This window comes from Sphingobium amiense, from assembly GCF_003967075.1.
Lineage (GTDB): Bacteria > Pseudomonadota > Alphaproteobacteria > Sphingomonadales > Sphingomonadaceae > Sphingobium > Sphingobium amiense.
In genome coordinates this window covers 3,560,001-3,585,749 of record NZ_AP018664.1, presented here as the reverse complement: position 1 = coordinate 3,585,749, position 25,749 = coordinate 3,560,001, and the positions used below count along the sequence as shown (strand labels likewise).

The 25,749-nt window shown below is 61.6% G+C and carries 20 protein-coding genes, 1 tRNA gene, 2 rRNA genes and 3 pseudogenes (1 of these 26 cut by a window edge); 7 read left to right on the top strand and 19 right to left on the bottom strand.

From position 1 onward, the window contains the following. Nucleotides 1–154: 154 nt before the first annotated feature. From SAMIE_RS17345 to SAMIE_RS17290, 13 genes and pseudogenes are all read right to left on the bottom strand, one after another. Nucleotides 155–799: an antitoxin of toxin-antitoxin stability system gene (locus tag SAMIE_RS17345; RefSeq protein ID WP_066704137.1), complete on the bottom strand. Its 645-nt coding sequence runs from the start codon at nt 797–799 to the stop codon at nt 155–157. Continuing rightward, entirely contained in the window at nt 792–1,208 is a 417-nt protein-coding gene (locus tag SAMIE_RS17340; RefSeq protein ID WP_066704139.1) for a hypothetical protein, read from the bottom strand. Before SAMIE_RS17340 ends, SAMIE_RS17345 begins: the two co-directional genes overlap by 8 nt. A gap of 65 nt (nt 1,209–1,273) precedes the next feature. Then, nucleotides 1,274–1,822 carry a hypothetical protein gene (locus tag SAMIE_RS17335; protein ID WP_066704141.1) on the bottom strand — a complete coding sequence of 183 codons (549 nt, stop codon included), beginning with the start codon at nt 1,820–1,822 and terminating at the stop codon, nt 1,274–1,276. Between the two features lie 199 nt (nt 1,823–2,021). After that, the gene (locus SAMIE_RS23460) at nt 2,022–2,186 is read right to left on the bottom strand and encodes a hypothetical protein (RefSeq protein ID WP_009450567.1); all 165 of its coding nucleotides are present in this window, start codon (nt 2,184–2,186) and stop codon (nt 2,022–2,024) included. Between the two features lie 417 nt (nt 2,187–2,603). Beyond that, the gene (locus tag SAMIE_RS17330; RefSeq protein ID WP_009450568.1) at nt 2,604–2,909 is read right to left on the bottom strand and encodes a hypothetical protein; all 306 of its coding nucleotides are present in this window, start codon (nt 2,907–2,909) and stop codon (nt 2,604–2,606) included. Nucleotides 2,910–3,006: 97 nt separating this feature from the next. After that, entirely contained in the window at nt 3,007–5,145 is a 2,139-nt protein-coding gene (locus SAMIE_RS17325; RefSeq protein WP_066704144.1) for a ParB/RepB/Spo0J family partition protein, read from the bottom strand. Between the two features lie 124 nt (nt 5,146–5,269). Then, nucleotides 5,270–5,666 (bottom strand): annotated as a pseudogene (locus tag SAMIE_RS17320) (DUF2958 domain-containing protein). Continuing rightward, nucleotides 5,663–5,893, bottom strand: a pseudogene (locus SAMIE_RS17315) (zincin-like metallopeptidase domain-containing protein); the annotation flags it as partial. The pseudogenes SAMIE_RS17320 and SAMIE_RS17315, both read right to left, overlap by 4 nt. 56 nt (nt 5,894–5,949) lie before the next feature. Beyond that, the gene (locus SAMIE_RS17310; protein ID WP_030538914.1) at nt 5,950–6,852 is read right to left on the bottom strand and encodes an ArdC family protein; all 903 of its coding nucleotides are present in this window, start codon (nt 6,850–6,852) and stop codon (nt 5,950–5,952) included. A gap of 44 nt (nt 6,853–6,896) precedes the next feature. Further along, nucleotides 6,897–9,122 (bottom strand): site-specific integrase, encoded by a 2,226-nt coding sequence (locus tag SAMIE_RS17305; RefSeq protein ID WP_030538913.1) that lies wholly within the window; start codon nt 9,120–9,122, stop codon nt 6,897–6,899. Further along, nucleotides 9,119–10,906: a hypothetical protein gene (locus SAMIE_RS17300; protein WP_030538912.1), complete on the bottom strand. Its 1,788-nt coding sequence runs from the start codon at nt 10,904–10,906 to the stop codon at nt 9,119–9,121. The genes SAMIE_RS17305 and SAMIE_RS17300 overlap by 4 nt, the downstream gene beginning before the upstream one ends. Further along, nucleotides 10,903–12,294 (bottom strand): tyrosine-type recombinase/integrase, encoded by a 1,392-nt coding sequence (locus SAMIE_RS17295; protein ID WP_030538911.1) that lies wholly within the window; start codon nt 12,292–12,294, stop codon nt 10,903–10,905. Before SAMIE_RS17295 ends, SAMIE_RS17300 begins: the two co-directional genes overlap by 4 nt. A gap of 168 nt (nt 12,295–12,462) precedes the next feature. Then, a pseudogene (locus tag SAMIE_RS17290) lies at nt 12,463–13,224 on the bottom strand (ArdC family protein); the annotation flags it as partial. A gap of 235 nt (nt 13,225–13,459) precedes the next feature. On the opposite strand from SAMIE_RS17290, the gene SAMIE_RS17285 reads away from it, so the two are divergent. From SAMIE_RS17285 to SAMIE_RS17265, 5 genes are read left to right on the top strand one after another with little or no spacing between them, the layout of a single operon-like run. Next, the gene (locus SAMIE_RS17285; protein WP_066703993.1) at nt 13,460–14,053 is read left to right on the top strand and encodes a DUF6088 family protein; all 594 of its coding nucleotides are present in this window, start codon (nt 13,460–13,462) and stop codon (nt 14,051–14,053) included. Next, nucleotides 14,046–15,062, top strand: coding sequence for a nucleotidyl transferase AbiEii/AbiGii toxin family protein (locus SAMIE_RS17280; RefSeq protein WP_066703996.1), 1,017 nt, complete (start codon nt 14,046–14,048; stop codon nt 15,060–15,062). The genes SAMIE_RS17285 and SAMIE_RS17280 overlap by 8 nt, the downstream gene beginning before the upstream one ends. 23 nt (nt 15,063–15,085) lie before the next feature. Next, nucleotides 15,086–16,408 carry an SIR2 family protein gene (locus tag SAMIE_RS17275; RefSeq protein ID WP_066704000.1) on the top strand — a complete coding sequence of 441 codons (1,323 nt, stop codon included), beginning with the start codon at nt 15,086–15,088 and terminating at the stop codon, nt 16,406–16,408. Continuing rightward, complete coding sequence (locus SAMIE_RS17270) at nt 16,405–18,435, top strand: ATP-binding protein (RefSeq protein WP_066704003.1); 2,031 nt, start codon at nt 16,405–16,407, stop codon at nt 18,433–18,435. Before SAMIE_RS17275 ends, SAMIE_RS17270 begins: the two co-directional genes overlap by 4 nt. After that, the gene (locus tag SAMIE_RS17265) at nt 18,422–19,315 is read left to right on the top strand and encodes a 3'-5' exonuclease (protein ID WP_066704005.1); all 894 of its coding nucleotides are present in this window, start codon (nt 18,422–18,424) and stop codon (nt 19,313–19,315) included. The genes SAMIE_RS17270 and SAMIE_RS17265 overlap by 14 nt, the downstream gene beginning before the upstream one ends. A gap of 396 nt (nt 19,316–19,711) precedes the next feature. On the opposite strand, the gene SAMIE_RS17260 is transcribed toward SAMIE_RS17265, so the two are convergent. The 3 genes from SAMIE_RS17260 to SAMIE_RS17250 form a co-directional block, all read right to left on the bottom strand. Beyond that, the gene (locus tag SAMIE_RS17260; RefSeq protein WP_011578756.1) at nt 19,712–21,055 is read right to left on the bottom strand and encodes an IS1380-like element ISMesp2 family transposase; all 1,344 of its coding nucleotides are present in this window, start codon (nt 21,053–21,055) and stop codon (nt 19,712–19,714) included. A gap of 157 nt (nt 21,056–21,212) precedes the next feature. Further along, nucleotides 21,213–21,722, bottom strand: a complete 510-nt coding sequence (locus SAMIE_RS17255) for a GNAT family N-acetyltransferase (protein ID WP_015740123.1) — start codon at nt 21,720–21,722, stop codon at nt 21,213–21,215. A 4-nt stretch (nt 21,723–21,726) separates the two neighbouring features. After that, nucleotides 21,727–22,026, bottom strand: coding sequence for a type II toxin-antitoxin system TacA family antitoxin (locus tag SAMIE_RS17250; protein WP_066478980.1), 300 nt, complete (start codon nt 22,024–22,026; stop codon nt 21,727–21,729). Between the two features lie 269 nt (nt 22,027–22,295). On the opposite strand from SAMIE_RS17250, the gene SAMIE_RS17245 reads away from it, so the two are divergent. Further along, nucleotides 22,296–22,520, top strand: coding sequence for a hypothetical protein (locus SAMIE_RS17245; RefSeq protein ID WP_066478981.1), 225 nt, complete (start codon nt 22,296–22,298; stop codon nt 22,518–22,520). Nucleotides 22,521–22,539: 19 nt separating this feature from the next. Next, nucleotides 22,540–24,294, top strand: coding sequence for a recombinase family protein (locus SAMIE_RS17240; RefSeq protein ID WP_126516885.1), 1,755 nt, complete (start codon nt 22,540–22,542; stop codon nt 24,292–24,294). Nucleotides 24,295–24,382: 88 nt separating this feature from the next. Here the strand turns inward: SAMIE_RS17240 and SAMIE_RS17235 are convergent. From SAMIE_RS17235 to SAMIE_RS17225, 3 genes are all read right to left on the bottom strand, one after another. Then, nucleotides 24,383–24,459, bottom strand: a tRNA-Met gene (locus SAMIE_RS17235). A gap of 73 nt (nt 24,460–24,532) precedes the next feature. Continuing rightward, a 5S ribosomal RNA gene (rrf, locus tag SAMIE_RS17230) occupies nt 24,533–24,647 on the bottom strand. 120 nt (nt 24,648–24,767) lie between these two features. Continuing rightward, nucleotides 24,768–25,749 (bottom strand): 23S ribosomal RNA (locus SAMIE_RS17225); it runs 1,815 nt beyond the window's last position.

Below are 25,749 nucleotides of genomic sequence, written 5' to 3'. Positions count from 1 at the left end.
AAACCTCAGGAGAGCAGAAATGGAAGAGTCCGAACAGCGCTCTCTCTCGACCGCCCGGACTTAACCCCTTCCGGCCCGCCTCTGACTCTCAAAGCGCAGCATAAAAAAAGCGCCCCGACCGGACGGTGGGGCGCTTGTCAGTGTCTTCTCGGGATCATCCGAAGCGGCGACCAGCTGCGGTGAAGGTGTATTCATTGGCGGCAATGGTTTCATCGACAGCCTCGTCCGAGGACAGATAATCATACTCGCGCTCAAGCTGGCGGTAGAGCCAGCGGGCCAGATCGCGCAGCGCCTCGATGACCGCCTCCTCGGCATCAGCGGTCATGTCCTGCCAGGTCGGGCTGTCGCGCTCGACCGTGATCGACATGCAGTATTCGTGATAATAATGGCCGCGATGGCTGGCATCGGCGCGAAGCTGATAGAAGTTGCGGCGCTGGACCGCCTGAAGGGCATCGGCGATACGATGCAATTCGGTGTCCTGCGGTGCGTGCTCCCGGATAAGGCGCGGAGCATGTTTCCGGTAGGAATACCACGATTCAAAGCACGCACCGTCACCTTGTGAACAGAAGCCGCGGAACCAGATGCAGGGTTCCTGCCGGGTGCCGCCGCCCATCAATCGGACGGTGCGGGTCTTGAGGTTCAACCCGAGGATTTCCGCGATGCGCTGGAAATCCTCATAGACGGCATCGTACCAGTCATAGTCGAAGCCGCCCTCACGATACCAAGCACGGGCCTTGTCCTTTGCCGCATCAGACAATTCGTTGAGGCGATAGACGGTGGTTTCGATGACCTCAGGCATAGGGGGCTCTCCCTTCCAGAACCGAGGAAAGCCAGCCATCGGTATAGATCCAGTCCACTGTCTCGCCGGTGGCGAGATCAAGGACATGCGCCCCACCACCAAATCCGTCGATGCGCGGTTTCGAGCAGCTATTTGCGTACTGGAAACCCCACAATCCGCTCAGGCCAAATTCGGCAGCGCAGCGTTTGACGAATTGGATGACATGCTCAGGGTCACCCGTGACATCATCGCGCATCCAGAGTTGCGTACCGCCATGCTCTGGCTGGATGGAGAGCAGGAAGCCATCCGAGGGCGGATCCTCAGCGGCATTGTCATCTGCCAGAGCGTTGTAGAGATCGAGCGCGCGGGCGGCGTTTGCGGGGGTGCCTACGTCGAGCAGGCAGGAAAAGTGCATGTAATAGTCGGCCATGACGGTCTCCGGACATGACATGGCTCGGCGTATGGCCGAGCCGAATGGGATGAAATGGGTGAAGCTCAGGCGGCCTGTGGCAGGCGGAGTAGATCGGCCGAGGTTTCGCGCCAGAAGGGATCGACCAATCGGGCCTCCAGCGCAGCGGCGCGGTAACGCAGCCGTCTCGCATCACCGGGGTCCGAGGCCCGGAATGCCATACTGCGCAGGCGGCTGGCCTCGGTCACGATCCTGCGTGCCTCGGCATCGGATGCGACTGGCTGTTGCCAGAGGATAATGCCGGCGCGGATTTCACCGGCGAGGACCAGGCGCTGATCTCGGTCCTGAATGAGCATGATGCGCGGCTGAAAATACGGAAAGCTGTCCGGCCCCGTGCGAATATCACCGCGCGACAGGCGCAAGGCTGCGGCCTGGATGGCCTCTTCCGGTGACGGGCATTCGCCAAGCGGGATCACGCGGTCAAAACCGTTCGCCGCGTCACTGGCGTCATAACTGGCCACGCCAAGGCATGAGATACGCAGCGGCAGCTTTTGCGACCGATAAAGCGCGGGCAGAACATCGGCAGCCAGAATCTGGCCGATGGAACGGAAGGTTTCGGAACGGGCAAAGGTCATCGGGATCACTCCATGACGGGCGCCGGTGAGCCTCTCTCTCCGACCCTCAACCCGTCACGGCCGAACGGCCCGCACTCTTCCTCTCTGACCGGGCTCGTTCCCGGTTCCGCTGCCGGCGATGGGAACCATCGCGAGGCGCTGAAGGCCCGAAGCGCGGGCTGCCGCGCTCGGGCCGTCGGGGATGAGGCGCTTTCGCGCCTTATTCCCACGGGTCCAGCTCCAGCTTCACCATGTCGTCGTCGCCGTCGAACTCGGCGGCAGGGCACGCGGCGTGGGTGCCGTCTCCGGCCTGGAACACAACGATCGAAACCATCAGCGTGGCGGCAAGGCTGGCGGCGAAGGCGGTGGCATCTGCATAGGACATGGGTTCCGGCTCCTGTCTTTGGGAGGCGGGGGACCATCCCCCGCGCGACAGGCGCCCGAAGTGTCTGACCGGATCTGCAATCACCCGAGGGCGTTCGGACTTTTCCCGAATCCCCGAGGGCGGCACGCGCGCGTAAGCCGACCCCTTTGGGGTTGAATGTCAAAGAGACGGATCGGACCAAGGTTTGCGAATGGAAGCGGGGGTGGTTTTTCGCATCTGACAGGATGCCGGATACCCGTCGCAGATGCTCTGCCGCGTCAGCCTTGCCACCATGCTGGCATCAGGATCGTGTTCCTTCAGGCCAGAGATGGCTGCCGCTTGTCCTGATCGGGATGGCGGATTGCATGGTGAAGCCGGATTGGGCCCGTCCGGTGCAGACATCCCATCCTCACGGCCAGAGACCCTGCGATCGGGTCTTCAGCTCCAAAGCCCATCGGCAATTTCGCGGGCAACCATCGCGCGGGCTTTCATCATCAGATCGTCGCCCGATGTATCGATGTGACCATAGAAGCGCGCACGGCCGCCATGGGCAGTCCATTCGGCATAGCGGCAGTATTCACGGGCATCGAGCCGGAAAACGCGCATATCTTCGGCCCAATGGGGCTTTGGCTCCACAACAACGGTCATGCCGTCGCGGCTTTCCTCCCAGGGCAGTGTACGCTCCAGCGGACGGTTTTCCCGATCCTGAGCAAATATTTCATCAACGTCGATGCTGGCAGCCATGGCGGCTCTCCAAAGAAAAAGCCCGATCACGAGGATCGGGCGAGTTACGGAAACGGAGCGGTTAGAACGGGGCGACCGAAGCCGCCCCGCATGAGTGCTATTCAGCAGCGACCATATGCTGTTCTTCCTCATCGTCAGCGGGGTCGTCCTCGCCATCGCCGGAGAGGAAATCGGGCAGATTGTCGGCTTCCGCCGCAATGCCCGATGCCGGGTCGACTTCGATACCCTCGTCCGCCATGCGCAGCGGCTCAGGCAGCCAGCCGGTTTCCGCCAGCAGGCGTTCGGCTTCCTTGGCCATGTCGCCCTTCTTGAGATGTCCGATCAACTCGGCGGCCCGGTCTCCGGCCCCTTCACGTACAGCTTCAAGGATACGCGGCTTGGTCACGCGGCCGAGATAATTGCCGACCGTCGGCCGCCAGCCCACGGCCACCATGTCGAGGCCGGTCGAACGGGCCAGCCGGTCAGCCTGCGACAGGCGGATGTCCAGCCCGTGCTGGCTGACGCCCGTGCCACTGTAAGGGTTCGGCTTCTCATAGAGCGCATTGACACCGAAGCTGACGCAATGGGCGAGTAACTCCATGCGCGACCCATCGTCCAGATCGGTCAGCCAATCCCAGAGGGCGGCATCGTCTGCCGGGACATGATCGCACCAGCGTTCGTGGCGGTCAGCGATAGCCTTGGCCGACGCGCTGTCGCGCAGATCCTCGGCCTGTGCGGGCAGATGAACCTCCCGGACCTGGGCTTCGAGGCATCCCTTGCTGGAATGCGGCATGAAGCAATCCATGGCCAGCCTGTGCAGCAGTGCCGTCATAGCGACATGCGGGTTTACTGCCACCGCATCCCGCAGCGCCAGCGTGCGATGCGCGGTCAGCTCGCTGACCAGGCGATCGGGCAGCGGCTTGATGATGTCGGCCTCGTCTTCCTCCTCAGTTTCGACCGCCTGGCCGCCCAGCGTGATAACTGCACCCATGCGGCTTACCTCCGGTTCTGACCGCTGGATCACCTCGCCGGTTTCCGGGTCAACGATTTCAGCTTCCGGTTCCGCAGGCGTTTCATCTTCGGCGCGAACATAGCCGCGCTCGATCAGCAATGCGCCATCGGCGTCGATGCTGATGAAGACACCCGCCATGCTGATCTGGTCCGGCTCGAAGGTCATCGGACGGCGCTCGAAGGTTTCCAGAGCCAGTTCGATCTCACCCAAGCGGGCGTCGATCTCGTCAGGCAGCTCGTCCGCCTCGCCATATTCGACTTCAAGCCGGTCATACTCGTCGCGCAATGCTTCGCGGGTGGCGCGTTCCTCTTCGCTCAGATCGACCGTGGTGCCGACAATCTGGCGTAGGCCATGGTCGTGACCATAGGGGAAGGTGATGGCGACCTCGATCCATTTCCAGCCCTCGGCGGCGATGGCTTCGCCCTCGGCCTTCAGTTTTTCGCCCACCAACCGGTCGAGCAGCACCGGATCTTGCAGCCAGCCACCATCGTCCTGCTGAAAGAGATCACGCAGCACGCAGCCGCCAGCCTCTTCATAGGCATCGATACCAACGAACACCGCCCGTTTGTCGGCGGCGCGGACTGTGGTTTCGGTCAGCAGGCGTCGGATGTGGTAGGGTTCCTTCTGCCAGCCATCCCTGATCGCTTCCCAGACCTGCTCCTGACGGGCATGGTCAGAACTGACGCTGAAGGCCATGAGTTGTTCCAGCGTCATGCCGTCCTCGGCATAGACGTCGAGCAATGCCGGTGAGACGGAAACCAGACGCAGGCGCTGCTTCACCACCTTGGCATCCACAAAGAAGGCGGCGGCGATGGCTTCCTCGGTCATGCCCTTTTCGCGCATGGCCTGGAAAGCGCGGAACTGATCGAGCGGATGCAGCGGAGCGCGCTCGATATTCTCGGCGAGCGATACCTCGTCGATCAGCACATCGGCGCTGGCCTCCGACACCACGCACGGGACCGGCGCACTTTTGGCGAGGCGCTTCTGCTTGACCAGCAGTTCCAGCGCCCGGAACCGGCGACCGCCGGCGGGCACCTCGAACATGCCGGTTTCCTTGCCCCCGGCATCCACCACCGGACGGACATGCAGGGACTGGATCAGGCCGCGGCGGGCGATGGACTCGGCCAGTTCCTCGACCGAGATGCCGGCCTTGACGCGCCGGACGTTGGACTGGCTGAGCACCAGCTTGTTGAAGGGAATGTCGCGCGAGGACGACAGGGTGATCTTCTGAACGGCAGTGGCCATGTCAGTTACTCCATGACGGACGCCGGTGAGCCTCTCTCTCCGGCTATCAGCCCGTCACGAAGCGAAGCGCCGCCCTCTTCCTCTGAAGAGAGCGACGCCAGCCGCAGAACCTGAAACCCGGAAATCAGGCACTCCGGTTTTCTGTATCGGCGGATGTGCGGGAAAAGCTCGCGCCGACGCCGTAGAGCAAACGCTCGGCGGCGCGGATGCTGCCGGTCTCACGGGCGGCCTCGGCCCAGACCGAGATCGGGAAATCGCCGGTGAACAGCAGATCGCACTCGATGCCCATGCCGAATGGCAGCCGGACTGACTGCATCTCGCCAAGGCTCCACGAACCCAGTTCGGGATGGCCGAGATCCGCCAGGCCGAACATGATGTCGCCATCCTCATCCAGCTCGGTAGCGAGCCAGACGCCTTCACCGATGGGATTGAAGAACTTCACGACCGGGGATGTGATCTTGATCGCGCTGGCGACCATTGGCCAGCAGGCGGTCGTGCTGTGCGCCTGTCAGGAGGATCATGCCGCCGCCCTCCGGTCGGTTTCGCTCGCATCCGACTCCCCGGTGTCTTCGGCAAGCAGATGCGACAGCAGCCAGTCCGCCGCCTTGCTGGCCTGCGAGGCCGCGCGGACAATGGCGCGGGAATCCTCGCGCATGACCTCCAGCCACGATCCGATGTAATCGGCATGGCGGACGGTCGGCAGGATCCCGAGCGCGGCGCAACTGAAAGCTGCGGTCTGTTCAGCCACATATCCTGACAGTCCAGCCCTAATGTGACTTCCACCGCAAATTTTCGGGGCGCGGATCATGCGGCCATCTCCTCAGGCTGGGGCTGCTGGGCGTGCATCCAGTCGGCGGCCGCCTGCGCCTTGCTGGCGGCGGTGAAGATGGCACGAGGGTCGTCTTTGAGTGCGCGCAACCACGATGCTACGTAGGCGGCATGATCGGCCCGCGGATGGTGAGCGATCCCGAGGTCGGCGAGCACGAACGATGCGGTCAGTTCAGCGCAAATTTCCTCGATCGCCAAGCTGTCGCGCTTGAAACGTTCGGCAAAGTTGCGGTCGAGCCGGTGCTTTGCCCCTGTGGCGTGGGCCGCCTCATGCAAAAGCGTGCCCATCTGTGCTGATGCATCCCGAAACGAGGCAAAGGTCGGCATGAAGATGTGATCGAGGTCGATCCGGTAGTGCGCATCGTAGGCGCCCTCGGTGACCGGGATCTTGAGGGCCGCGACGAAAGCTTCGGCGTGCCCGAACCGCTCGCCCTCGGGTAGAACTGCGACAGGTGAGGGTTCATAGCCCTCGACCTGGGCGAGGTTGAACACGGTGAAGGCCCGCGCGAACATGCGGCCGGGTCCGGCTTCGCCATCGTCATGATCATCATCGGTGCGCGATGCGGCCTGTTTCCAGAACACAACCGTCGTTCCGCGTTCACCTTTGCGGACCTGTGCGCCAAGCGATGCCCACTGGCGATAGGTCCCCCAAAGACCGCTGGAATAGGCAGCCGCTTCGGCTGCGATCCAGAGCGCGAGCACGTTGACGCCGCGATAGCGGCGGCGGGAGGTGACGTTCTGCGGCCTGGTGGTGGCAGCGCCATCATGGTGCCAGGGCATACGCCAATCGCCGGCACCGGCTTCGATGGCACATACAATCTCGGTAGTAATGCGCGAATAGACGTCGGCTCGCGGCGTAGCAGGGTAGGATCGGGACATGGCAGGTCTCCACGACGGGCGGAGGGAAACTGTCTTCCGCTCCTTCAATCCGTCACCCGCAAACCCGCCTCCTCTTCCTCTCCCGCCATACCGTTATGCGGTGTGGCGGTACCCGGTGCGATCTGTTCAAGAACACGCTGGATTCTGGCCACCTCGGCCTGAAGCGTCACCCGCTGCGGCTCTGGAAGCCGCTTCTCGCGCAACAACAACCGTGCCTCATCAGCACCGCGCTGCCATGCCGGGCGATGCCGTTCGGCGATGCAGGCATTGGGGCAGCGGACCGGTTCGCACATGGAGATCATTGGCCCGCTTGCGCCTGGCTCCGAACTCCGGTTCAGGCACAGGGCAGTTGCCGGATCAAAGAAGCAATCGGCCAGCGGGCCGACATGCAATGTCCGCGCGAGACTGCCCAGCATGGTGCGCAGACGTGGACGGTCGGCAATCATGGCAGGTAGCGGCGCCAACTCGTGGGCGGCAGTATCAAGCACAACTCCGACCCTGTTCGCGGCAGGTCCGCCAAGGCGTGCGCCACTTTGCCGCTCGTCGAAGTAGACAAGGATATCGTCGATCTGCCCGAGCGCACGCTGGGCTTCGATCTCTCCCCGAAATCCGGACCGGCTGCTGCCAGCATAGCCTTCGAAAGCCGCAACGCTGGCATGCTTGTACTGGATCATGCCGGCAATTGTTCCGAAGGGCCGGTTGGCGATGTGCCAGGCGATTGTGCGGCGAAACTGACGCGTTGTCAGACGCCATGGTCGGCCGTCGGGTCCGGCAGGAATGACGGGTGCCTGCGCGGATCCGAATTGGTCATTGAGGTGATCGCGGAACCGGTTGAGTTGCCGGACTATCTCTGCAGAGACGTGCGTCTTGGTATTGGCCCGGAGCGTGAGGACTGGCCACAGGGTCGTTGTTCCGCGCGCTTGCCCTGCACGCGCGGAAAGGCGTTCGAGGACATCGATGGCTTCAGCGACTGGCGCGATGGTAACCCACTCGGTCTCCTCGCCGCCGCCGCGCTTGCCCTTGTAAGCAGTGGACTTGATACGATGCCGCAAGATCGTACCGTCTTCGGCTTTGGTAATAGACAGGCATCCCTGCCTCATGGCTTGGATCTCGCTGTCCCGCATGCCTGAGAGAAAGGCACATACGATATAGGCTGCGGACTGCAGCATGACTTCCTCGAGGGGCAAAACCTTGGCATCGAAGCGGGTGCGCCAAGGCAGGCCAGTATCGGGATCGGCAGAAATGGGCGTATCCATGCCGCCGATCTCGGTGCCGAGTTCTGCGATGGCAGCGGCGATGAGGTCTGGTGCACCGGTGGCGAGGCCAAGGTGCATGGCAGGTTCGGCCTGCGCGTTGATACCGGCATGGAGGTGGATCAGGTGGTAGTTGATCGGCGGCGTGACGGCGCCGGTTTGCGGGTCTGTTCGCGTTGCGCCGTTATGTGCCGTGGTCCAGATCGGAATGCCGCGCCCATGCTGCCGCAAGGATGCAACATAGTCGAGAAGGCGTTCGCGTTGCCGTAACCGACGAACAGCGGGATCCAGACCTTCCCCAGCGGCAATCAGACGGTTGCGCGTTGCTTCAAGGCGATCGAGTTCCGCCCGTGCGGCAAGGATATCGCCTGCGTGGCAGGTCACGTAGCGCAACGACCAGGAGAGCAGCGGCGTCATGATCGATTCGGGAATGCGCGGCGTCCGGTTCTCCCCTGCAATATGCTTTGCGCCCGCCACGGAAAACGGACTTCGTCCCGGCCACGGTTCGAAGGACAGGTGCGCAGTCGGCAGATGATGCTGCAACTCGTGCAGGTCAAAGACGATCCGCAGCAGCGCTGCCGCTACAACTGGGCGCAGCCCGGCAAGGCGCAAAGATCCGGCGTAGCGATCGACCAGAGCCTGATCGACCCGGCCGAGATCGAAACGCCCCAGCTGAGCCTTCACGAAGTCGAAAAAGCGCAAGGTCCGGTTGGCCTCGCCGCGCACCCCGGCCGGCTCAAGCCGCGAACGGTGACCGGGGAGATCGACATTGAGCCGCGCATGGAGAATCTGGCGCAGGGCATCAGCAATAGATGGGTCTTCAATACCGCCGAAATGTACCGTGACATGGCAGCGCCGCGCGTTGTCGCGAAATACGCCGGGAGCCAGATCCCACACCGGATCGCCGTATCGTGAAATATGCGCGCGATCGCAGCCGGGGCGCAAAGGCGCGGACATAAGCACAGGGAGGGCATCGCGCTCATCGTCGCTCTCCGCCAGAAGCTGGACAACGGTCATACCCGTGCCTCTGGCGGCAGATAGACCGTGGGAGGGTCGTTCGCGACTTGCGCACGGGCCCTTGCCACGACGCCTTCGGCGAAGGCAGGCAGGATCTGCTGAACGATGCGATCATGGGCATGACCAAACTTGGCGGTCCAATCAGCGGCACTCAGGCCGATCCGCTGAGCGTCGACGAAGGAGAGAAAGGCGAGAATGGCAGGCAGCTTGCGCGCGGTAATGACCGCGTTGCGGCAATCGAGGCAGGCCCAGAACGGTGTTGGGCATGGCGTGCCGACGGATGCGAAGGGACTGGAATAGAAGTTGCCACAGCTTGCAAGCCAGACGTCTTGTTCGCCATCGAGCAGTGCGGTTGAAATGCCCCCATCATCGGGATCAGGGCTTGCCAACTTGCCGCGCAGCCGGTCCTCGTCTTGAGGAGGCAGGATCATTGGACCAGCGAGCGCCTCTTCGAGGGCATCTGCCACGGTTTGCTCGTGCAGCGGTCTGAGGGAGGGAATATCGGCGTAGTGCCGTGCCGCGATATCGACGGTATGACCTACGGCGAAGCGGGCCATGTGGCCTTCGGTCTTCAGATACCACAAGGCCTTGTGCGTCTTGCGCAGATACGAAAGACACAGATGGAGCGGTTTACCCTGATCATCGGTAATACAATGGCGCTGCGTCCAGGCACTGACCTTCAAGCGCAGTTGACGAATACCTGCGGTGATCTCGCCCGGCTGAAAATAGACCCAAAGGTTATCGCTAAAGTTATGGACCCTGGCCTTGGACGATAGGGCGATGATGCGTCGGATCAGACCGCCAGGGGTGGATGAGCCGCGATCACGCACCCGGATTGTCTTGTGCTCGGCACCGTGTGCCCGCAGCTTGGTGTAGGCGATATCGACGGTACCACCTGCGGCATTGCGCAGACAATCGAGGGTGAGCGACTTGCAGCACTCCAGCTCAAGCCCTGTCTCGAGTAAGAGCAGAACAAGAAGCGGGACGATATCGTCGGCAGTAAGATAGTGGGCTGCGTGGAGGCTCAGGTTAAGCCTGTCACTGGTGAGATCGCGCTTTTTGCGCAGCTTGTACAGGCTCTGAAACGTGGGATCACGGTAGCCCAGAACACCGTATGTCTCGATGGCAGCATGGGCTTTGCAATATGCGCCATCGATCTGCGCCACCTCATCGATCTGTGGCCCCGATCGCAAGCGGGCCTCGATCGCAGCAATATCCGCGCGTGCCGCATCGCGCAGCTGGCGGGCTACATACGGACTGTAGGCATCGCGTGGACGGGAACGAACGTGTGCGTGTGAGCTGACGTAGCGCAGTCGTTCCCGCAAGCCGCAATCGACAAGCTCAGGGCTGTCGTCCGCGATGCGACGTAGGACGGAAACGACCTTGGCGACATAGGTTTGTCCATGCACGCGAGACTTGCCCTGCGCGCTGAGCCATGTCTCAAATCCATCGATGTGATGGGCGCGAAGGTCAGCAGGGCCGTTGATCCGGTCGCCTGTCCCGGCCAGGTAGGCAAAGAAGCTTGGCAGCTGGTTGGCGTATGTCTTGAGGGAGGAACGTACCATGATGGGGCCGCGCGGTGCGGCCAGCTTGAACAGGCTCCGGGCAAAAGCGAGCGCCAGGCCGCGCGGCCGCAAGCCCGTGAAATCGACGAGCAGCTCGCCGCCATATAAGGGATGAATCATGAAGCGCAGCGTGCTGATCTGCGACCATGGATCGGCTTGGGGCGCAGCCGCCTCGGTCTCGAAGCTGACCTTGCGTCCTTTGCGTGGAGCAGCGCTCATGATCGAAGATAGCCTGGTACGAGTGCCAACAGCTCTTCGACTGCCGCATCGACGGTATCGGCACGCGTGGCGAGGTGATCCAGATAAATAGAGGTCGTCGCGAGGCTCGAATGGCCAAGCAATCGCTGGACCTGTTGAAGCGGATCGCCGACCAGCTGGCGATAACCTTCCATGGCGCCCACTGGTGCCGCTGCGTCGGCGAGGCGGCGCTGGATCAGCATGGCCAGCATGTGGACTGCAAAGGAATGCCGGAGTTGATGGGGGCTAAGCCGGACCGGGATGCCTGCGTCCGTGCAACGGCGGCTTGCCCGTGCGAAGATCGCTTCCCACGAGTTGGGCAACACAGGATGGCCCACCTCGGTCAGCCAGAGGACCGCGGCTTCGCGCGGCGTTCCATCGTCAGCGCAAATAACAAGCCTTGCGCGTTCATCCGGTGTGACGACCTCCATGTCCATCGTGCCACCGCCAACGAGAGGCAATGCGCGCTGCCCGAATGAGGGGCTGTGGATGAAGATCGGGCGGTCGATGGCTTCCCAGCCACGGCGCTGTGCGAACTTGGCGACGGCCGCCGCTCGCTCAACGGCGATGTAGGCGTCAAACACCGGCAACAAACGGCGCGGTAGCAGCATGCTTCGCCCCCTGTCACCCTTGGTAAGTGCCGCCGGAAGCTCGACCCGCCGCTGACGTTCCGAGCGGGCGTCGCAAACCGGAATCTCAGCTGCGAGCAAGTGGGATGCCTCTTCCAGGCGCAGGCCGGTGGTGACCAGCAGATCGGCGAACAGCGCGTTGCGCGCGCCATTGCGGTCACGCGCTCCAGGACGCTCGGTCCCTTCAACGGTCAGGCCGCGCAAACCAACTTCCCGGAAGGCGCGGTAATCGGTGAGATCGATGAAACGGACGTCGGAACGACGGGCTGCGCGCTCATAGGCGTCATTGCGGCCCGTGACTGCCGCCCGGCGCCCATCGTGCGATCGTCGCCAGACCTGACGATGCGTAAAAGGTGTACGCTCGATCAGACCCTCCCGTTCGGCCCATCGATAAAGCTTGTCGAGCGAGGCAATCGCCCGGTTCCACGTCGATGCCGAAATCCGGAACTCAGCATCGCTGCGCCGCCGGGCACGATGATAGGCACCGACATCATTGGCATCGGCTTGCCAAACAGACTTGCCACGGGCCGAAGCGAGAAAGCGAACCCAGACCAGAACATCATAGCCATGGGCGCGCAACGAGTGTCGCGAACGCGAACCGTTCAGCGGCAAATCGAGGAAGTAGCGCTCAAGGTGGAGATCATAGATCGCACCATCACGCAGGATTACCGGGATGTAGGAGTCCAGGCCATCCGCCGTCCGGCGCTCCTGAATGACGATCGACGCACCTGAAGTATCCACAGCTTGTCAGTCCCTCCCCCAGACCCCCTCCCAACTCCAGATCGCACACGTTGCGCGCCTGCGGGACGGTGGTCATCAGGCCGGATTACGCCAGCTTATGGATAGCGCTTCATCCGGCCTGATGCCCCCCTGCGTTGCGCCAAAACATACCGTTCAAGTGTGCGTGAGGCACGGTGCAGACTGTCCAGATAAGGCAATCATCTCCTCGAAGGCGTATTTCTTCGAACCGAACGAGCCGGTCAGATCGCGGTTGAGGCGGCTGTGATGGCCGCTGGCGTGCCCCAGTTCATGCAGGGCCGTCCTGTGCCAGTTGATCGGCTCGAAATAGGCTTGCGGAGGCGGCACCTGCACATAGTCGAGCGACGGCATATAGAAGGCGCGATTGCCGCCAATACGGAAGTCGATGCCGGTGGCCCGGATCAACGCCTCGACCTGAGGTTCGATAAGGCCCGGCGGCGGTGGCGGCGCGACTGCCGTGATCTCATCGGGTAGGCCATCGCATTGCGCGGCGTTAAAGACCGTGAACCGCTTCAGGAACGGAATGGCATGCGCATCCTCACCCGTTTCGCGGGCACGGCGCTTCTCGTCCTCGGGGGTGAAACGGTCGGCATAAACGACAGTCGTGCCACGTTCGCCCTTCCTGACATTGCCGCCAAGCGAAAGCGCCTGGCGGAACGTCAGCCACGCCTGAGCGGGGAAACCATGCTGGATGACAGCCCCCCAGAGGATGAGAATATTGATGCCGGAATAGGACCGGCCGGTTGAAGCATTTCTCGGCAGGCCCAGCGGGGCGGTATCAGGCGACGCACCCCAGGGCTGGACCCATGGCAACCGCCCTTGCTCCAGCTCGGCGATGATCTTGTTGGTGATGTCGTCGTAAAGGTTGCTGCGCGCGCCACCTTCCGCGAGGTTACGACCCTGTCTGGCCATCGGGATGATCTCCGCGACGGGTGCCGGAAGCCTCTCCTCCAGCTCTTAACCCGTCACGGAAAATCCGTCCGCACTCTCACTCTGAAGGGGGCGTTGCGGGGATCTCCCCGCAGAAGGGGTAGGTAGAGACCAAGGCTCGGCCGCAGGGGAAGGCTTTCCCCCTATTCGGTATGTTCCCCTGCGCTTCCTTGAAAACTGTCAGAAACCCGCGTATATTTCCAACAGGAGAAAGACGATGACACGGCTGACCGAACAGATTCTGGCACATGCGACGGGACTTCCCGAAGGGATGCCCGTGTCCGCCAAGGGCCTGCTCCACCTCGGAAACCGGGCGGCCGTGGATCAGGCATTGTCGCGTCTGTCCGAGCGCGGGCAGCTCATCCGCGCCGGTCGTGGCGTCTATCTGCGCCCCATCGCCAGTCGGTTTGGCACGCGCGCACCTTCGGTCAAGCAGGCTGTCGAGGCCCTCGCGACCCAAAAAGGGGAGATCATCGTCTCGAACGGAGCCGCCGCGGCGAACGCGCTTGGCTTGACGACGCAGGTGCCCGTCCGCTCGGTCTATCTGACCTCCGGACGCAGCCGAAAGATACACCTCGGCAAGCAGGTCGTCGAATTGCGGCACGCGCCGCGCTGGCAACTGGCCCTGGCCAACCGCCCCGCAGGCGAGGCCGTGCGGGCGCTGGCCTGGCTCGGCCCCGAAAAGGCGGAGGCCGCGCTCACGACCTTGAAGCGGAAGATGCCGCCCGGCGTGTTCGGCGAACTGGTCGCCGCCGCGCCGCAGCTTCCGACATGGCTCGCGCAGAGCGTCGGAAAGGCGGCCTATGGCTGACGTTTTCCTCCAGCTTTCGGCCGAGGATCGGCGTGACGCGTTGAGCGTCGTCGCCGACCGTTCGGGTCGTCCCACCCATCTTCTCGAAAAGGATGTGTGGGTGGTGTGGGCGCTGGCGACGCTCTACGCGGCACCGCTCGGCGAGCATCTGGTGTTCAAGGGTGGCACGTCGTTGTCGAAAGCCTATCAGGTCATTCGCCGGTTTTCGGAGGACGTGGATCTGACCTACGACATTCGGGCGATTGCGCCCGATCTGGTTGGGGACAATGGCGAGGGTCTGCCGAAGACACGAAGCGAGGAAAAGCGCTGGTCCAGCGAGGTCCGTCGGCGGTTACCGGCATGGGTCGCGGAAACCGTGCAGCCTGTGATCGAGACCGCACTGGCCGTCGAAGGTCTGGCGGCGGCCGTCCGCGTCGAGGATGAGAAGCTCTTCATCGACTATGAGGCGACCGCAGCCGGGTCCGGCTATGTGGCTCCAAGCGTCATGCTGGAGTTCGGCGCGCGCTCGACGGGCGAACCCGCGAGCTTGCGCGACGTCGTCTGCGACGCGGCCGGCCTGATCGAGGGGCTGCTCTTCCCGACGGCGCGGCCGCGCGTCATGCACGCGGAGCGGACGTTCTGGGAGAAGGCGACCGCCATCCACGTCTTCTGCCTCCAGGAGCGGCTGCGCGGCGACCGCTTCGCGCGACATTGGCACGATGTTGTCCGACTGGACGAAGCCGGCTTCGCGGAAGCCGCTTTTGCCGATCGCGACCTGGCCAACGCTGTCGCTCGGCACAAGTCGATGTTCTTCGCAGAGAAGGCCGCCGACCACACGCCGATCGACTATGCAGCGGCTGTCAGCGGCGGCTTGCAACTCGTGCCGGTCGGCGATGGCGCGAAGGCGTTGGAGGATGACTATGCCCGCATGGTTGAGGATGGACTGCTCTTCGACGACGAGGAGCCGTTCGAAGCGCTCATGGCGCAGTGCGCTGATATAGCCGCGCGCGCGAACAGAGCAGCCAAGTAAGAAACTGGGAGGACCGGGGGTATATGAGCGAAGTCGAAGAAGAGCGAAAATTCCAGTTTCTGCGGGACGGCGATGCCGAGCCATCTGAACTGGACTGGAACAAGGGGATCGAGAGCGCCCGCAAGGCGATTTCCGAGGCCGTGAACGCCAAGAACATCGCATTTCTGCTCGGCGCCGGATGTTCTTCCCTGATGAAGGACAAAAAGGAACTCGGCATTGCGACCATGGCGCCGCTGGCCAAGGAGTTTTGCGGCGAAACCATCGAGGCACGCGCGGCGGGATTCTACAGCGATCCGCCAACAGCCGGCGCTGTACCGGCACCGTGGCGGCTGACCAAAGACGAACTCGACTATCTCGACGCGCTCGGAGTCGACCTGGCGAAGGATTACAGCCGTAACCTGGAACGCTTGATGGAGGTGCTGTTCGCGCAACGGTTCGTGCTGCGCCAGAGCGAGAATCCCGATCTTCACCCCTATCGCGCTGTTCTCGACGGCATCATCAAGAAGGTCCAGGACTTCCTATGGACCCGTGTCACCCAAGGGGCCTTCGCCACGGAGGGCGACACGACCGTGCGCGACCTCTACGAGCGTTTCTACAAGAAACTGGTCCTACGCGATCGGTCCTTGCCCCGGCCCTGGGTGTTCACGACCAACTACGATCATTTCAGCGAATTGGCGATGGATCGCCTGGGCATTCCCTATGCCAACGGTTTTTCCGGCGTCGTGGAACGCCGCTTCAACCCGGCGATCTTCCGCTATGCTCTGGCCGAGCAGCTCGACGTCGCCAGCCGCAAGTGGACCGCCGTGGACGCCTTCGTCTATCTCTGCAAATTGCATGGTTCGGTCACTTGGACCGAGGACGATCATGGTCTCTTCCCGATCAAGGAAGTCTGGCCACCGGAATCCACGAACCAGATGCTGATCTATCCGACGCCGGCGAAGCAGAACTCTTCGCTCGGCTCGCCCTACGCAGACCTGTTCCGGGAATTTCAGTCCCGGATCGTGCGCGAGCAGAGCGTTCTCATCACGGCCGGCTACGCCTTCGGCGACGAGCACCTGAACAACATCATCTATCAGGCTCTGACGATCCCGACCTTCCGCTTGGTGATCTTTGCGGCGCCTGACACGGAGGGAGAGATCGCCAAGCTGCGGGCGCTGCGCGATCCGCGCATTTGGATCATTGGAGGCAATGGCCCTTCCGACGGGACGAGGGCGCACTACTTCGACATGATCGTCGAGCATTTCATGCCCCAGCGCCCCAGCGACAGGATTGATGACGCCGTCCGCAAGGTGTTGTCGGAGCTGGCGCCGAAAAGGGGCGACGAGACAAAGGATGGCGAGGCATGAGCCACGACGATCGCAAGCGGGCGATCGGCAAGGTGGTCTCGGTTGCGGCCGACCGCTTTGTTGTCGAGATGCATGTCGGCACCGACAACTTCACGGTCGTCGGCTTCGACGACGTGCATTATGTGGCGCGACTGGGATCATTCCTGATGATTCCGTCGCAGTCGGAATATGTCGTGGTCGAGGTTGTCGGCCTGCGTGAGCGCGACGCGAGCACGCCTTCCGAGCGGGGCGATTTCGACCGGGCCGGCTCCTCGAAATATCTGGACGTGGTGCCCGTCGGCATGTTGCCGATGCGCGGCGGCGCGTTCCGCTTCGGTGTGTCGGTTTTCCCGTCTCTGTATGCGGACGCACTGTATGCGCTGGATGGCGAGCTCGATCGCATCTTTGAGACCGAGGCCGCCGTCGAGCCGTCAGTCGGCCCGGATGGCGGCGCCTGCCAACCCGAAGGGGCCACGCGCTATCGGGTTCTACCGATCGGCAAGTCGGTGGTGTTCGAGGACTACGACGTCAAAGTTCGTCTGAACGAGTTCTTCGGCGGTCATGTCGCGGTCCTGGGCAATACCGGCAGCGGTAAATCCTGCACGGTCGCCTCGGTCTTGCAGTCCCTTTTCAGCAAACCGGACGAACATCACGCTCGCGGAGCGACGTTTATCGTCTTCGACGTGAATGGCGAGTATCACGAGGCGCTTTCTCCTTTGGCAAAAGACGGCGGCATCGGCGTCCATCGCGTAATCCTTGATGGGACGACCGCTGGCTTTCGGATGCCGCATTGGTTCCTGGAAATGGCAGAGTGGGAACTGCTTTTGCAGGCGAGCGAGCGAACGCAACTGCCGGTCCTTCGGACGGCGTTAGGTCTGACAAGTCTCTTTCATGCCAACACGCCAGACGCTCTGGCTCTGCGCGAGCACTTTGTCGCCACTTGCATCATCGAGTGCTTTCGAGGTGCGGATGGCGACTCCCCAGTGTCGAAGTTTCAGCGCGTCGTTTCTCTTCTTCAGAAGTATCCGACGAACGATCTGAATATGGCGTTGTTGAACCGCTTCAATCCGAATTTTCAATACGGAAATTTTTCTGGCAACAACCAATCGGCATTTCTGGATGAAGTAAGGAAGAAGCTCCGGGAAGATGCTCCCTTACCAGCCTACGATCGGACGCCGTTCTCTTTCGATGAGCTGCACGAATGTCTGGATTTCGCGATCCTTTATGAGGAGGCTCACGGCAACCGCCAAATCCGAGATTACTGCTCTTCCATGGTCACGCGGCTCAGATCTCTCCAGGAGAGGACCGAATATGCCTTTTTACGTCACGAAGGAGCTGACGTTGGTGCGGCTGTAAGCGATCTGGAATTCTTGACCAACATCGTCGGTCTGGGAAGGGTTGTTGGCGAAGCGTTCACCAAACGCAATCAAGTCATTATCATTGATCTGAACTCCGTCGAAGATGAAATCGTTGAGTTGGTCAGTGCGGTCATCGCACGCATGCTTTTTCGGTTCCTTCGCCATGCGGAACCAAGAAACCGTTTCCCGATACATCTGCTCCTCGAAGAGGCTCACAGGTACGTTGCCTCAACGCCCTCCCGGTTTTCCATCGACGCAACCAAGATATTCGAGCGCATCGCCAAGGAAGGGCGCAAGTACGGCATGTTCGTGCTCTTGGCATCGCAACGCCCGAGTGAACTGTCCAAGACGGTTCTCAGCCAGTGCTCCAATTTCCTGGTTCACCGCATCCAGAACCCCGACGATCTTTCTCAGATTCGGCAGATGACGCCGTTCATCTCGGATTCGGTCTTGAAGCGTTTGCCGTCATTGCCTCGGCAGCACGCGCTGGTGTTCGGAACATCGGTCAATCTCCCGACGACATTCAGGGTGCGGGAGGCATCACCGCGGCCGCGCAGCGACGATACCGCCGTGGTCGATTTGTGGTTCCACGAAGAAGGTCGAGCCGCCGACATTCGACTCGCTCCGGCCGATACCGCTGGAGGGGAGCCGATGGCAGTAAACGAAGCTTCAGACGATGACATCTTCTGACCATCTGGAGACCCTGGCGCAGGCGCTGGAGGCCACGGGAGACTACCGGGTCATCCGGCGTCTCAAACCGCGCCCTCGCATCGTTCCTCCGCCAGGCACGCCGCTGCGCCTCGGCCTGGTGGTCGATGTGGAGACCACGGGGCTCGACCCTCAGCGCGACGAGATCATCGAACTCGCCATGACACCATTCAACTACGGCTTGGATGGCACCATTTTCAGCGTGGGCGACAGCTTCCAAGGGCTGCGTCAGCCGAGCAAGCCTATCGCCCCGGAAATCATCGGGATCACGGGCATCACCAACGAGATGGTGGCCGGCCAGATTGTTGATCCCGCAGCGGTAGCCTCATTCGCAGCGCCGGCTTCGCTCGTCATCGCGCACAATGCGGCGTTCGACCGCCGCTTCCTCGAACGATTCAACGACGTGTTCTCGACGAAGCCGTGGGCATGCTCGCTCAGCCAGATCGATTGGGCAGCAGAGGGGTTCGAGGGCACGAAACTCGCCTATCTCGCTCAGGCCGCCGGCTTCTTCTACGACCGCCACCGCGCGATGCACGACTGTCTTGCTACGGTCGAGTTGTTGGCGATGTGGCTGCCCCGATCTGGCGCTACAGGTCTCAGCCGTCTCCTGGACGGCGCTCGTACCGTTTCTTGGCGAATCTGGGCGGAGAACGCGCCCTTTGACCTCAAGGATGTCCTTAAAGCGCGGGGGTACCGCTGGAACGGCGATCCCGGCCCGCAGCCGCGCGCCTGGTATATTGACGTTCCCGAGGCTCAGTGCGAGGCCGAACTACGGTTCTTGAGAACGGAAATCTATCGGTATGAGGTCGATCCCCCGGTTCGGCGGATCGATGCTTATGATCGGTTTTCAGACAGGATCTGAGTGCCGTCGAACGCCGGGCTATTGCATGCCCTTCCGGCACTTCTTGGCAAGCGTGGCGGAGACGAACTTTTCCCTTTTCGTCATGTCGGCGCGCTTTTCCACCATGTAGTGCCTAGCAGTCATGCTTCTCGCAGCTGGCATCCTGCAACGCGTGGTTCTGGAGGCGGTCGCGGATTTCCTTCGAGATCCTCGCCTTGCCGGTCACCGTCTTGAATGTCCGGCGCAGGTCCTTGCCTCAATTTAGCCCGTCCTATTCATGAGCACGGCTTTGCGGATGACGCAGATCGATGGTGCGCGGGCAGTCGAGGCGTCTCTTTCACCGCGGGCGAGGCTGGACTTGTTGAACGCGCTGGAGGTTGACGGGCTTGGTTGCGGGGGCATTCCGCCCTGGTCGTCTCAAGGTCCTGCCGGCTGCAGCTTGGCGGCAATGGAACGGAACAGACTTGCCTCGGGACAGGCGGCGGCGAATGCCAATCGGATGCGCGAGACGGTTTCGGTTACACGGGCGCCGAGTTTGAGAAGCCTGAGCCGCAGCGTGGCGAACTCGGCTTTGCCAAGATGATGGGTAGCGGGCACCGCCTCGCGCAGCGTGAGCATGAGCCAGTAGGCGGCGGTGTGGAGAACGAGGCGCATCTGGTTGGCGACGGCCCGGCGACAGGAGGTTCGATCGGAGGCGAGTTGGCTCTTGTGCATCTTGATCAGGTTCTCGGCCTGGCCGCGCGCACAGTAGACGACGTCGTAGATGTGCTCAGCGGAGCCTTTGGCGAGGTTGGTGACGACGAAGCGGATGTCGAGGCCCATCGTGGTCGCCTCGATGCGGGCCGCGACGCGGCGCTCGGCCTTCCAGGATTTGGCCTCGTAGCGGGTCTCGACATAGCCCCGCAGCACCGGCTTCTGCTCGAGCGCGCGGCGGGTGCGGATGTCGTCGGCGCTCGCGTCAACGAGACGCTTCAGGACCTTGTTGCCAGCAAGGCCGAAGACGTAGTCGATCGCGTTTTCCTCGCACCAGGCCATGACTTCGACCCGGCCATAATGGCTGTCACCGCGCACGAGGATGCGGGTGTCCGGCCAGCGGGCACGGATGCACCGCGCGAGCCGGCGCAGATGACCACGGATCTCCTTGCCCGACGGGGTCTTGCCCGGACGCAGGATCATGGCGACCGGGCGTCCAGTGGCGGCGTCGTAGATGTGGATCGGCAGGAAGCAGCGTTCGTCGTGGTGGCCGTTGAAGAGCGAGAGTTGCTGATGGCCGTGAACGACGTCGAGCGTGTCGTCGATGTCGAGGGTGACGCTTTTCGGCGGCGCAGGGTAGCTCGACAGCCACAGGTCGACCAGAACCCGGCCGAGGCGGATGACGGTCCTGAGGTCGGGCAGGTTCTCCAGACGCGAGCAGGTCGGCTGCGAGCACAGATCCTGACCGCTGTCGGGCAGCCGACCGCAGGCGAGCTTGAAGGCCGGATCGTTGCGAAGGCGGTCGAGGTCGTTGGCATCCTCGTAGCCGCAGGCAATGGCGAAGATGCGGGCGCGCAGGATGTCGGTCAAGCTGTGCCTGACACGCGCCGGATCGCGCGGGTCGCGGATGGCGGCAGCGAGCTTCTCGGCCAGCTTCAGGCGCCGCTCGGCGGCGGCCAAAAGCATGATCCCGGCATCCGAGGTGATGCGACCGCCGTCGAAGGCAGCCGTGATCTTCTTGGCGCGAACGGCTGGAAAAGAGAACGGCAGCAGCGTATCGTCGATCATGGCGGGTGTGGCTCGCGAGATGTTGTCTGCAGGACTGGCCTAAGCAACCGAATCCTACGCCACATCAATGGCTTATGCTACACCCGCCAGCCTCGCAAACGCGCCGTCATGAATAAGACGGGTTAGCAAGGAAGACGTCCACCAAACATGGGGCTATTCACCTTCCAGCCTCACGGAGCGACGCAGCAATATCGCTGATCGAGCGAAACAGGACCAGTTCATCATCTCTGGTAGGCTCAAATCCTCGGCGCTGCCAGAATTCGGCAGCCTCCCCGTCGACGGCGTTGACCATCAATGCCCGCCCACCGATCAGCGATGCGGCCTGAACGCACCGTTGGAGGGCGTGCTTCACAAGGCCAGTCCCGATACCCAACCCGGCCGAGCCGATATCGGTCGCGAGCTGACCAAGCAGCATGCAGGGAATTGGATTAGGCGGCTGTCCCGTCCGGATGGAGCGCGGTAGCACCGATGGCACAACGGCTGTTGGTGCAAGGCCGTAATATCCCACCACACGCCCTGCCTCATGCACGACGAGAACGGCGGTAAAGCCCTTCTGCTGATTGGAGAGCGCGCGGGTCTTCAGCCAGTGGTCGAGCGTCGGCTTGCCACAGGAAAACTGGGAAACATCGTGGGCGGCGGAAAGCAGCTCGGGTCCTGAAAGCAGCAAGGGATTACTGTTTCGCTGCGTAGCCGGGCTCCCACGGCGCAGGCCGCTTAAGCACTTCAACCATCTCCGGAACAGGAGCAACCGGACGCGACAGCACATCCATGAACTGGGCAAAGCCTTCCGGGCTCATCCGGATCAGGCCCTGCTCCATGACGACCTCCTCGGCCGCGCGCACAGCGGCGTCGCGCACGAAATCGGTGCGCGAGCGGCCGCGCAGGCTGGCAGCACGATCGATCATGGCAACATCGGCCTCGGGCAGACGCATTGAGATCGGATATTCCTTGCGTTCGGCAGTGTTGGCCATGGCGATTCTCCTTGGTCGGAAGATGGCATCTTGTATCTCTAAATACAATACGATAAAGTCGCATCCACAAGCAACAGCTTCCGATGGGGTAGTATCGAGGCGAAAGATGACGGCGACAGCGATCGATTCCGACAGGTCATTTCACTATGCCACGGCTCGCCAGACTACGCCCCCGCACGCCATGACACGCGTCGGCATACTGATCGCCGCCGAATGTTCGCCTGTAAATTCCATTGCTTATGCCGAGCATGGGACGAATGCTGTCAGTTATGACCTTGCGAGCCCCACAAAACACAGCAAAGATTACAGGAGCCGAGCGCGAAGCGCTGCTCGAATCTTTGCTGCTGGACGAGCCGGAGTTGACGTTTACGCCGCGCGGCATTCCCGACCCTCGCCTTCTGCGTCTGGTCGGCATTCTGGCAAAGCAGGCGGCACGGGAATGCTTTGCAGAGGAAGTGACGTTATCCAGGCAAAGGAGGAAGCGCACCTCCTGATGCGGATAGGAGCCATGTTTTGAAAGTCGCGATCTACGCCCGTTATTCTTCCGACAATCAACGCGACGCTTCCATCGCCGACCAACTTCGCATGTGCCGCCTCCACGCCGAAAAGCAAGGCTGGCACGTCGTCGAAGAATATACCGACCACGCAATCTCTGGCGCTTCGCTGATCCGTCCGGGTATCCAGGCTCTGATGACCGACGCCATGGCCGGTCGTTTCGACGTGATCCTCTCAGAGGCAATGGATCGCCTCTCGCGTGATCAGGAAGACATCGCCGGAATCTTCAAACGCATGTCCTATGCGGATGTGAAGATGTTCACCCTGTCGGAGGGCGAGGTCAGCCATCTGCATGTCGGCCTCAAGGGCACAATGAATGCCCTCTTTCTCAAGGATCTTGCCGACAAGACCCGCCGCGGCCAGCGCGGCCGTGTCGAGGCTGGCAAATCGGGTGGCGGCAATTCCTATGGTTACGATGTGGTCAAGAAGCTGGACGCCAATGGCGAACCCATTCGCGGCGACCGCACCATCAACGAAAACCAGGCCGCCGTCGTTCGCCGCATCTTCCACGACTACGCCGCCGGCAAGTCGGCCAAGACCATCGCCTTTGCACTGAACAAGGACGGCATTCCGTCCCCTTCGGGCGGCGACTGGGGTTTCAGCACGATCAACGGTAACCCGAAGCGTGGCAACGGCATCCTCAATAATGAGATGTATGTCGGCAAGATCGTCTGGAACCGGCAGCGCTTCGTAAAGGACCCGAACACCGGAAAGCGGCAGGCGCGCCCCAACCCGGAATCGGAATGGGTCATCCAGGAGACGCCAGAGCTCCGGATACTCGACGACGATCTCTGGAATGCCGTGAAGGCACGGCAGGAGAAGAACAAGCTCACCCGCGACGACAACGGAAGCACAGATGTCCGCACCGTCAATCATCGGCGGCGCCCCAAATACCTCTTCTCGGGCCTCACCAAATGTTCATGCTGTGGTGGCGGGTACTCCGCGATCTCGGCAACGCTGATCGGATGCTCTACAGCTCGAAACAAGGGCACCTGCGACAACCGCGTCAATATCCGTCGCGACGAGTTGGAATCGCGCGTGCTGAATGCGCTGCGCACCAGACTCGTTGACCCCGAGCTGTTTGCCCATTTCTGCGAGGTGTTCACGCAAGAGATGAACCGCCTACGAATGGAAGGCCGCGTCGGTATTGCCTCAGCGGAAGCCGAGATCGCGAAGATTGATCGGGAACTCGAAACCCTTCTCAACCTGATCCTTAAAGGCGGCGCTGCAGACGCTCTCAATGCGAAGATGGTGAGCTTGGAAAAGCGGAAGAAGGAACTGGAACTGTTCCTGGCCGAAGCTGACGAGCCGCCGCCCCTGCTGCACCCGAGCATGGCGCTGCAATACCGCAAGCGCATCCAGCAGCTCTACGAGTCGCTTCAGGATGAAGAAGAGGGCAAGCGGGTAGAGGCAGCGGACACCATTCGCTCGTTGGTAGATCAGATCGTGCTGACGCCTGTTGAGGGCAAGGTGGAGATCGACGTTCAAGGCGATCTTGCTGGAATCCTTACGATTTCTACGCAAACGAAAAACCCCGCCTCGGGGGCGGGGTCTTCGCAAGTAAAGATGGTTGCGGGGGCTGGATCTAATCTTCACTTGTTGCCCGAGCAAGTAAAGATGGTTGCGGGGACCGGCATCGATCACAACTTGCAATCGACGCCGGTAAAGATGGTTGCGGGAGCAGGATTTGAACCTGCGACCTTCAGGTTATGAGCCTGACGAGACGGCAGCATAAAGGACAGTCCGGGGGACTGTTCGACTGCTGCTGTGGGCTGCGGGGTATCGTAGGCGAGCGACCTTTTGGTTGCGGGAGCAGGATTTGAACCTGCGACCTTCAGGTTATGAGCCTGACGAGCTACCGGGCTGCTCCATCCCGCGCCAGAGGCGCGACCGGAGGTCGCTGAACAGAGTGAATGGGTTTTGCGTATTTTCAAAAAGCGCGAGCTTCAATGCCTGGCGACGCCCTACTCTTCCGGGGCTTGAGCCACAGTACCATCGGCGCAGTCAGGTTTCACGGCCGAGTTCGGGATGGGATCGGGTGGGTCACTGACGCTATGGTCACCAAGCAATGGAGCTGGCGCTTTTTGGGTTTAATCGATGTCCGTGCACAGGATGTGATTGATATCTGGCTTTGCTTGTGACCGCCATATGACGACAGATCAGAGCTGTCGTTGATGGTGGGACTCTTAAGCGCGATCAGAGCCATTAGGACCGGTTAGCTTCACATGTTACCACGCTTCCACATCCGGCCTATCAAGGTCGTGGTCTACGACCGCTCGAAGAAATCTTATCTTGAGGGAGGCTTCCCGCTTAGATGCTTTCAGCGGTTATCCCGTCCATACATAGCTACCCAGCTGCGCTCCTGGCGGAACGACTGGTACACCAGAGGTATGTTCAACCCGGTCCTCTCGTACTAGGGTCAACTCCTCTCAAATTTCGACGCCCACGGCAGATAGGGACCAAACTGTCTCGCGACGTTCTGAACCCAGCTCACGTACCACTTTAATTGGCGAACAGCCAAACCCTTGGGACCTGCTCCAGCCCCAGGATGTGATGAGCCGACATCGAGGTGCCAAACGATTCCGTCGATATGAGCTCTTGGGAATCATCAGCCTGTTATCCCCGGCGTACCTTTTATCCGTTGAGCGATGGCCCTTCCACGAGGGACCACCGGATCACTATGACCGACTTTCGTCTCTGCTCGACTTGTCAGTCTCGCAGTCAGGCGGGCTTATGCCATTGCACTCTAACAGACGGTTTCCAACCGTCCTGAGCCCACCATCGCGCGCCTCCGTTACTCTTTAGGAGGCGACCGCCCCAGTCAAACTACCCGCCACAGAGGGTCCCTGCACCGGATAACGGTGCGAGGTTAGACATCAGAAAACAACAGGGTGGTATTTCACCTATGGCTCCACGACAACTGGCGTCATCGCTTCAAAGCCTCCCACCTATGCTACACAGTTCTTTCCTAATGCCACTCTGAAGCTGCAGTAAAGGTGCACGGGGTCTTTCCGTCTAACCGCGGGTACTCCGCATCTTCACGGAGAATTCAATTTCGCTGAGCATATCCTGGAGACAGTGGGGAAGTCGTTACGCCATTCGTGCAGGTCGGAACTTACCCGACAAGGAATTTCGCTACCTTAGGACCGTTATAGTTACGGCCGCCGT

Coding starts and splice junctions, on each gene's coding strand:
- SAMIE_RS17345 (WP_066704137.1), bottom strand. CDS start 799: ATGCCTGAGGTCATCGAAACCACCGTCTATCGCCTCAACGAATTGTCT.
- SAMIE_RS17325 (WP_066704144.1), bottom strand. CDS start 5,145: ATGGCCACTGCCGTTCAGAAGATCACCCTGTCGTCCTCGCGCGACATT.
- SAMIE_RS17305 (WP_030538913.1), bottom strand. CDS start 9,122: ATGACCGTTGTCCAGCTTCTGGCGGAGAGCGACGATGAGCGCGATGCC.
- SAMIE_RS17335 (WP_066704141.1), bottom strand. CDS start 1,822: ATGACCTTTGCCCGTTCCGAAACCTTCCGTTCCATCGGCCAGATTCTG.
- SAMIE_RS17250 (WP_066478980.1), bottom strand. CDS start 22,026: ATGGCCAACACTGCCGAACGCAAGGAATATCCGATCTCAATGCGTCTG.
- SAMIE_RS17310 (WP_030538914.1), bottom strand. CDS start 6,852: ATGTCCCGATCCTACCCTGCTACGCCGCGAGCCGACGTCTATTCGCGC.
- SAMIE_RS17260 (WP_011578756.1), bottom strand. CDS start 21,055: ATGATCGACGATACGCTGCTGCCGTTCTCTTTTCCAGCCGTTCGCGCC.
- SAMIE_RS17300 (WP_030538912.1), bottom strand. CDS start 10,906: ATGAGCGCTGCTCCACGCAAAGGACGCAAGGTCAGCTTCGAGACCGAG.
- SAMIE_RS17270 (WP_066704003.1), top strand. CDS start 16,405: ATGAGCCACGACGATCGCAAGCGGGCGATCGGCAAGGTGGTCTCGGTT.
- SAMIE_RS17330 (WP_009450568.1), bottom strand. CDS start 2,909: ATGGCTGCCAGCATCGACGTTGATGAAATATTTGCTCAGGATCGGGAA.
- SAMIE_RS17245 (WP_066478981.1), top strand. CDS start 22,296: ATGACCTTGCGAGCCCCACAAAACACAGCAAAGATTACAGGAGCCGAG.
- SAMIE_RS17265 (WP_066704005.1), top strand. CDS start 18,422: ATGACATCTTCTGACCATCTGGAGACCCTGGCGCAGGCGCTGGAGGCC.
- SAMIE_RS17280 (WP_066703996.1), top strand. CDS start 14,046: ATGGCTGACGTTTTCCTCCAGCTTTCGGCCGAGGATCGGCGTGACGCG.
- SAMIE_RS23460 (WP_009450567.1), bottom strand. CDS start 2,186: ATGTCCTATGCAGATGCCACCGCCTTCGCCGCCAGCCTTGCCGCCACG.
- SAMIE_RS17340 (WP_066704139.1), bottom strand. CDS start 1,208: ATGGCCGACTATTACATGCACTTTTCCTGCCTGCTCGACGTAGGCACC.
- SAMIE_RS17275 (WP_066704000.1), top strand. CDS start 15,086: ATGAGCGAAGTCGAAGAAGAGCGAAAATTCCAGTTTCTGCGGGACGGC.
- SAMIE_RS17285 (WP_066703993.1), top strand. CDS start 13,460: ATGACACGGCTGACCGAACAGATTCTGGCACATGCGACGGGACTTCCC.